4 protein-coding genes are annotated in these 2598 nt (G+C 70.6%); 3 read left to right on the top strand and 1 reads right to left on the bottom strand.

Annotation, left to right across the window (positions count from 1 at the left end):
• Positions 1-362: RcpC/CpaB family pilus assembly protein (locus AOK08_RS38660; protein WP_241827289.1), on the top strand; the 362-nt coding region annotated here is incomplete at its 5' end.
• A gap of 144 nt (positions 363-506) precedes the next feature.
• Entirely contained in the window at positions 507-965 is a 459-nt protein-coding gene (gene mscL / locus AOK08_RS38655; protein WP_055534818.1) for a large conductance mechanosensitive channel protein MscL, read from the top strand.
• A gap of 49 nt (positions 966-1014) precedes the next feature.
• Here mscL and AOK08_RS38650 read toward each other — a convergent pair whose 3' ends face one another.
• Positions 1015-1200, bottom strand: a complete 186-nt coding sequence (locus AOK08_RS38650; protein WP_055534816.1) for a hypothetical protein — start codon at positions 1198-1200, stop codon at positions 1015-1017.
• A 125-nt stretch (positions 1201-1325) separates the two neighbouring features.
• Here AOK08_RS38650 and AOK08_RS38645 point away from each other — a divergent pair, with 125 nt between their 5' ends.
• Complete coding sequence (locus AOK08_RS38645) at positions 1326-2591, top strand: low temperature requirement protein A (protein WP_198539523.1); 1266 nt, start codon at positions 1326-1328, stop codon at positions 2589-2591.
• Positions 2592-2598 lie beyond the last annotated feature (7 nt).

The raw sequence follows: 2598 nt of genomic DNA, 5'->3' as shown, positions 1-2598 counted from the left end.
CGTCACCATCTCCACCGCCGGCCGCTGCCGTACCGGGTCCGCCACGGGACGACCCCGCATCCGCCCCACATCCGGCGGTGGAGATGGTGACGGCGCCGGTACGGATCGCCGACGCGGCCACCGTACGGCTGCTGCGCCCCGGTGACCGGGTCGACGTCATCGCGGCCGAGGAGTCGCCGACGGGCACCGACGCCCGGGTGGTCGCACGCCGGGCACGGGTGACGCAGGTTCCGCGGGTCCCGGAGTCACCGGACGGCATGACCGAGGGCGGCGCCCTGGTCGTGCTCTCGGTGCCGCACACCACGGCGTCCCGGCTGGCCGGCGCGGGCGCGACGGCGCGGCTGGCGGTGACCCTGTGGTGAGCGCGGGCTCGATCGACTCGGCCTCGAACCGTCTGGCGTCAAGTCCCTCGTTGGGGGTACCCAATTGGACATGCCGACCGGGCGTTGACGTAGGTTGCGGAACTGTTTGTTCCACCATTTGCGTGTACGAGGAGAGGCCCCGCCGTGAGCGAGAAGAAGAAACCGACCGTACTGGACGGCTTCAAAGCCTTTCTGATGCGCGGCAACGTCGTCGATCTGGCGGTCGCGGTGGTCATCGGCGCCGCGTTCACCAACATCGTCAACTCGGTGGTGAAGGGCATCATCAACCCGGTGGTGGGGGCGTTCGGGACGCAGAGTCTCGACAGCTACAGCTCTTGTCTGAGCCAGGAATGCAAGGGCACGGATGGCATTCGAATCCTGTGGGGCTCCGTACTCGGCGCCACGCTCTCCTTCCTGATCACCGCGGCCGTCGTCTACTTCCTGATGGTGCTGCCGATGTCGAAGTACCTGGCCCGGCAGGACGCGCGCCAGAAGGCGAAGGAGGGCGCGCAGGAGGTCATCGAGGTGAGCGAGCTGGAGGTTCTCAAGGAGATCCGCGACGCGCTGGTGGCTCAGCGGGGCACCGGGCACAACGAGCGGTAGGGGCCGCGCTCGACCTCGTACAGAGGCGGTTCGGCCTGACCCGGGGGTGTCAGAGGTGGTGGGGCGGCTTCTCGTCGAGGAAGCGCCTCAGGTCGGCCGCGCTGTCGCCGCCGGTCTCGGCCGGGCGCTCGCCCCACCCCCGGTCCGTGTCGTCCGACGACTGCTGGTCCAGCGGGTCGTCGAAGATCAGCGCGGGCTTCGGGGCGCGCGGTTCGGGGGCGGCGGGGCTGGTCATGGGTCAAGGGTACGTCCCACCTGGCGGGCCCGGTCCGGGCCGGAAGGCGCCCGCCGGATCACGATCACACTCCGGCGCCGGTCCTTGGCCTGCGTACGGATGGCTGATCTGCTGTGCTGGGGCCTATGACGTCCAGTTCCTCACCCATGGCCGGCGTACCCGGCCTGCGCGACACCTCGGCCGGTGCCGGACCCGACGCTCCCCTGCGCAGGCTGACCGCGCGCGGACGCGGCGAGTCCCACCGGGTCGCCTCACCGCTGGAGCTCTTCTTCGACCTCTGCTTCGTGGTGGCTGTCGCCCAGGCGGGCGCCGAGTTGGTGCACGCCGTCGCCGAGGGGCACGCGGGCGAGGGGATCCTCAACTACGCGATGGTGTTCTTCGCCATCTGGTGGGCCTGGATGAACTTCACCTGGTTCGCCTCGGCGTACGACAACGACGACGTGCTCTACCGCGTGGTGACACTGCTCCAGATCGCCGGCGTCCTGGTGCTGGCGGCCGGGATCTCCCGGGCTTTCGAGGACCACGACTTCCTGGTCGTCTGGCTCGGCTATCTGATCATGCGGCTGCCGATGGCCGCCCAGTGGCTGCGGGCCGCCCGCGCGGCCGACGGAGCCGAGCGGACGACGACACTGCGGTACGCCGGTGGCGTGCTCCTGTGCATGGTCGGCTGGGCGGGGCTGGTGGTCCTGCCGGAACCGGCCCGCCCCTGGGTGTTCCTGGTGATGGCGCTCGTCGAACTGGCGGTACCCGTCTACGCGGAGAAGAGCTTCACCACCTCCTGGCACCCGCACCACATCTCCGAGCGGTACGGCCTGTTCACCATCATCGTGCTGGGCGAGGCGATCGCGGCGGCGACGGTGGCCGTGAAGTCGGCTGTGCAGGAGAACGACGCGCTGGCGGATCTGCTGCCGATCGCCGCGGGCGGGCTGCTGATCGTGTTCTCCGCCTGGTGGATCTACTTCGCCGTCCCCATTCACGGGCTGCTGCGCACCAACAGGCAGGCGTTCCTGTGGGGTTACGGCCACTATCTGATCTTCGCTTCGGCGGCGGCGATCGGGGCGGGCTTGGAGGTGGCGGTCGAGCAGGCGGTCGGCAAGGCGCACATCTCCGCGCAGGCCGCGTCGGCCGCCGTGACCGTGCCGACGGCGCTCTTCCTCGTCACCGTCTGGGCCCTGCACTCGCGGTACTTCAAGGTGGGCGTCGTCGATCAACTGGTCCTGCCGGCCGCGGCGTCGCTGGTGCTCGTGTGCACGTTCCTGGGCGACCGGGCCGTGCTCGCGGCGGGCCTCGTGTCGGCGCTCGCGGTGGCGGTCGGGGTGATCCTGGGCGCCCGGGCGGTGGCCGGGGAGCGCCGGGCCGGAGACACGGAGTCGTCGGGGCGGGCGGAGTGAGCGGGGC

This window comes from Streptomyces graminilatus (genome assembly GCF_001418565.1).
Lineage (GTDB): Bacteria > Actinomycetota > Actinomycetes > Streptomycetales > Streptomycetaceae > Streptomyces > Streptomyces graminilatus.
Note: the sequence above shows the minus strand (reverse complement) of the source record. Positions and strands in the feature narration are given on the sequence as shown.